Raw genomic sequence first — 4252 nt, forward strand, 5'->3', positions numbered from 1 at the left:
GGTGCGGACGCGCCTGGGGTGGGTGCTCCTGGTGCTGATCCCTTTGAGCGTGGGCCGTTCGAGTCCTTCCCGCGGGAGACCGTCGGTTTCGACCCTGACCCGTTCGCCCGCAACCCCTTCGAGCCGCCGCCGGGCCGGAGCGCCGGCGCGGACCCGTTCGCGCGCAATCCCTTCGAAGCGAGCGGTAGCGGGCGGCAGGGCGAGTCCGATCCCTTCGCCCGCAACCCCTTCGACACGGGCGGCTTCGGCCAGGGCGCGGCAGGACAGGGCGGGCAGCCCGACCCGTTCGCCCGTAGCCCGTTCGAGTCCGGGCCGTTCGACCGGGCGGCCTTCGACAAGACGCCGTTCGACAAGGCGCCTGTCGAGAAGACGTCCTCCGAGCGGGACCCGTTCGAGATCACGACCTTCGACTCGGGGCCGTTCGAGTCTGGGCCGTTCGACACCAACCCCTTCAGCCGGGGTCATGTCGGTGAGGCTCCTGTGGACACGCCCTGGCCTGGTCATCTGCCGCCTCCGGGGGGTGGTTCCTGGCCTGGTACGCCGCAGGACACGGGTGCGGGCTGGCCTGGCCGGACCGGCCGCGGCGGCTTCGAGGGTGATGACAACACGGGTCCGTTGCCGGTGGTGCGGAGTTCGCCGTTGGAGTCGGAGGAGGAGTTCCTGCCGATCTTCGCCGCGGTCGAGTCGGACTGGTTCAAGAAGGCCGACATCCCGGCGGACAAGAGCGACTCCGACGGCGAGCCCGGTGGCGAGACCGGTCTGGAGAGCAGGAGTTGGTCGTCTCCGGCGGATGCCGGTTGGCAGGCGGCGAGGGCGGCCAGTGAGCCGGCTTTGGGTGGGGTGACGTCGTCGGGTCTGCCCAAGCGGGTGCCGAAGGCGAATCTGGTGCCTGGTTCGGCTACGGGTGCCGCTCCTTCCGCGGAGCCTGCCGCTGCGGCGGCGGCTTCTCCGCCGTCGCCTCCGCCGGTGCTTTCGCCGGAGCGGGTGCGGAGCAGGCTCTCCAGTTTCCAGCAGGGCATCCGGCAGGGCCGGGCGGTCGCCCGTGGGGAGGCCGGGGAGGACCAGGGGTATCCCGGGGCGGCGGCGCTGGGTAGGCCTGATGCCCAGGACAGTGAGAAGGAGGACTGATGAGGGAAATGAGCCAGGCCGCGCGCGGTATCAACTGGTTGATCACGGATTTCGTGAACAACGTGCCGGGTGTGGCGCACACGGTGGTGGTGTCGGCGGACGGGTTGCCTTTGGCGTTCTCGGACGGGTTTCCGAAGGATCGGGCGGATCAGCTGGCGGCGGTGGCGGCGGGGTTGATCAGTCTGACGCAGGGTGCCTCGCGGGTGTTCGAGGGTGGCCCGGTGACGCAGACGGTGGTGGAGATGCAGCGGGGGTTGTTGCTGATCATGTCGATCAGTGACGGGTCCTGTCTGGCGGTGCTGGCGGCGGCGGATTCCGATCTGGGTCTGGTGGCTTATCAGATGACGTTGCTGGTGGAGCGGGCGGGTCAGGTGCTGACGCCCGCGGTCCGCGCCGAGCTCCAGGCCTCCCACCCGCGGTGATGAGCGGTGAGAAACAGGACGAGCGAGAAAATTTGAGGGCAAGGCGGCCACGGCGTCGCCGAGGTCCGGAGTGAGCGGCTAGCAGGTCAGGAGGACGTTGTGGCAAGCGGCGGCTGGAACAACGAGGCCTATCCGCCGGTGGACGACGCCCACCGGCGCTACGGCGACGCGAACGCCGCCCCGTCTTCACGGGCGGGCGAGCAGAGTTCACTGGTGCGGCCGTACGCAGTGACGGGGGGACGTACGGCGCCGCGCCTGCAGTTGGCGATGGAGGCTCTCGTCTCCTCAGCGACATCTGCGCACAAGGATGTCTCGCTGCTGACTCCGGAGCGGCAGGCGATCAGCACGTTGTGCCGTCAGGTGCGGTCGGTGGCGGAGGTGTCGGCGTTGCTGCGGATTCCGCTGGGTGTGGTTCGCGTGGTGATCGCGGACATGGCGGCGGAGGGGCTGGTGCATGTGCATCAGCCGCAGTTGGAGGCCGGTAAGCCGGATCTGAACTTGCTGGAAAGGGTGCTCAGTGGACTTCGCAGACTCTAGCCGGGGGCTGACCTCGACGAAGATCGTCATTGCGGGGGGCTTCGGTGTGGGGAAGACGACCTTCGTGGGGGCGGTGTCGGAGATCGTGCCGTTGACGACCGAGGCGGTGATGACCGACGCCTCGGCGGGGGTGGACGATGTGGGGCTGGTGCCGCACAAGACGACCACGACGGTGGCGATGGACTTCGGGCGGGTGTCGCTGGACCGGGATCTGATTCTGTACCTGTTCGGCACGCCGGGTCAGCATCGGTTCTGGTTCATGTGGGATGACCTGGTGCGGGGGGCGATCGGTGCGGTCGTGCTTGTGGACAGCAGGCGGCTGGCGGACTGTTTTCCCGCAATTGACTATTTTGAGGAGGCCCGGCTGCCGTTCGTGGTCGCCCTGAACGGGTGGGAGGGGCAATTCATCCACGGGGAGGACGAAATTCGCGAAGCCCTCTCCCTGTCGTCGAACGTGCCCATCGTCCGCACGGACGCCCGGTCTCGCGATGCGGTGAAGAACACGCTCATCAGCCTGGTGGAGTACGTCCTGACCGTCCGCGCCGCCTACGGGAGGACGTCCTGAGCCTCTCGGCCGGCAGGGAACGTATTCCATCGGCTTACTGTGAGGACAGAGTTCGGTAATAAGACGGGCACCGTTCTTGACTAAATAATCCCTATTCAAGGGTTTTCTTCTGCCATTCGCGCAGAATCTTTTTGCTTGGCCTCCACGTGGTCGGCGTGCTGCAATTAGCCTTGCCGGCAGGACGTCTCCGATGTCACTGCAACCACATGGGTGACGAGGCGCTCCCCCTGGGCGCACGTACGGTGGAGGTTGCCAGGCCCGTGAGGACACAAGACCCCAGGCGCGACGAGAGCCCCGGGACCGGGGTTCCCGAGCGGAGGCCTGAAGAAGGAAGCCGATTCCTCCTGCGCAACTGGCGCGTGAGCTTCAGGCTTGTGGCGCTGATCCTCATCCCGACCCTGGCGGCGCTGCTGTTCGGCGGCCTGCGAGTCGTCGCCTCGGTCGACACGGCGTCCGAATACCAGCAGATCAGCGACCTGGCACGGCTCGTGAACAAGATCGCGGGTCTCACCCACGAACTGCAGTCGGAACGCGACGGAGCCGCCTGGAACGCGACGATCGGCCGCCCGGAGACGGCGACCGCCGCCGTCAAGGCGCAGATCATCCTCACGAACAAGGCGGCCACCGCGGTGCGCGACCTGACGAACGAGGTCAGGTCGAAGGTGAGCGGCCGCGCCTCCGCCGAGATCGAGCACATCCTCGGCAAGCTCGACGGCCTGGAGTCCCTGCGCAGGCAGGCGTTGGAGGGGAACCTGCTCCCGATGGCCGTGCTGGACCAGTACACGCTCGTCATCGACACCCTGCTGACCCTGCAGGACGAGCTGGCCAAGAGCACGCAGGACGACCGGCTCGCCGCCTCGTCCGTCACGCTGGCCGCGCTCGCACGCGCCAAGGAGAACGCCTCGGTGCAGCGCGGCCTGCTGACCACGGTGCTGCCCGTCACCCGCTTCGAGCAGGCCCAGCTGCAGAAGTTCCTCGGCGCCGTGTCCGCCGAGGAGAGCGAGCTGCGCGCCTTCCGCAAGAGCGCCACCGCCGAGCAGCGCGCCGACTACGACAACACGGTCACCGGCGGCAAGGTCGACGAGGCGGAGTTCATCCGCACGCTGGTGCTCGACCGCGCCAACGCGGGCTTCCCGCTCAAGGGCTTCGACCTGTCGATACGCGACGACACCCGCCTCTGGTACGACGCGATGTCGCAGCCCATCAACCGGATGCGCACCGTCGAGGCAAGGCTGACCTCCTCCATTGTGGCGCGTAGCCAGTCGCTCGAGGACGACGAGCGGTGGCGGGCCGTCATCGTGGCGGTCGCCGTCGCCCTCCTGCTGATCGCGGTGCTGCTCGTCACCACCGGCGTCGCCCGTTCGCTCGTACGCCCGCTGCGGCGGCTGCGCAGCGAGGCGCTGGAGATCGCCGGCAGCCGCCTCCCCGACACGGTCCAGAAGCTGCGGGAGGCCGGCGACGCCGCCGAGGTCCCGCCCATCGCCCCGATCCAGGTGATCGGCCGCGACGAGATCGGTGAGGTCGCGCGGGCGTTTGATGAGGTGCATCGTGAGGCTGTGCGGCTGGCGGGTGATGAGGCGCGGCTGCGGAGCAATGTCAA

General features: G+C 68.3%; 4 protein-coding genes and 1 pseudogene. All 5 read left to right on the forward strand.

Annotated elements, in window-relative coordinates; translation table 11 throughout:
* Positions 1 to 1128: pseudogene (locus ABZ857_RS43810) on the forward strand (hypothetical protein); the annotation flags it as partial.
* Positions 1129 to 1136: 8 nt separating this feature from the next.
* Positions 1137 to 1550, forward strand: a complete 414-nt coding sequence (locus tag ABZ857_RS43815; RefSeq protein ID WP_205825907.1) for a roadblock/LC7 domain-containing protein — start codon at positions 1137 to 1139, stop codon at positions 1548 to 1550.
* A 138-nt stretch (positions 1551 to 1688) separates the two neighbouring features.
* On the forward strand, positions 1689 to 2087 hold the full coding sequence (locus ABZ857_RS43820) for a DUF742 domain-containing protein (protein WP_357056822.1): 399 nt from the start codon (positions 1689 to 1691) through the stop codon (positions 2085 to 2087).
* Positions 2068 to 2652 carry an ATP/GTP-binding protein gene (locus tag ABZ857_RS43825; RefSeq protein ID WP_357056815.1) on the forward strand — a complete coding sequence of 195 codons (585 nt, stop codon included), beginning with the start codon at positions 2068 to 2070 and terminating at the stop codon, positions 2650 to 2652. Before ABZ857_RS43820 ends, ABZ857_RS43825 begins: the two co-directional genes overlap by 20 nt.
* A 359-nt stretch (positions 2653 to 3011) precedes the next feature.
* Positions 3012 to 4252 (forward strand): nitrate- and nitrite sensing domain-containing protein (locus ABZ857_RS43830; RefSeq protein WP_357056818.1); only part of this gene is annotated, 1241 nt, incomplete at its 3' end.

Source organism: Microbispora sp. NPDC046933, from assembly GCF_040644635.1.
Taxonomy (GTDB): domain Bacteria; phylum Actinomycetota; class Actinomycetes; order Streptosporangiales; family Streptosporangiaceae; genus Microbispora.